Here is a 265-nt window from a genome sequence, read left to right as displayed (position 1 = left end):
CTTCACCTGCGACAACACCGAGTGCGCTACGAGGATTTTCCAGCGGCGCATGCCTGATTTGGCCGAGCCGCGGGCCAAGACCACCCGCCGGTGCAGCCGCTGGATTCTGCAGCGTCTGGCGATCGACCGCACCAGCGTGTCCGCCGTGGCCAAGGCCCTCGGGCTGGGATGGGACCTGGTCAACGACCTGGCGGTCTCGAAGATCCGCGCCATGGTCTACGAGCAGCCCGGACACTTCGATGGCGTCCGCGTTCTCGGGGTCGAT

General features: G+C 66.8%; 1 protein-coding gene. It reads left to right on the top strand.

From position 1 onward, the window contains the following. On the top strand, positions 1 to 265 hold a 265-nt coding region (locus G6017_RS17075), incomplete at both ends, for a helix-turn-helix domain-containing protein (RefSeq protein WP_524536317.1).

It is taken from the genome of Dietzia sp. B44, assembly GCF_014145245.1.
Classification (GTDB): domain Bacteria; phylum Actinomycetota; class Actinomycetes; order Mycobacteriales; family Mycobacteriaceae; genus Dietzia; species Dietzia natronolimnaea.
The sequence above is the reverse complement of the archived record's forward strand: the minus strand, read 5'-3'. Positions and strand labels throughout refer to the sequence as shown.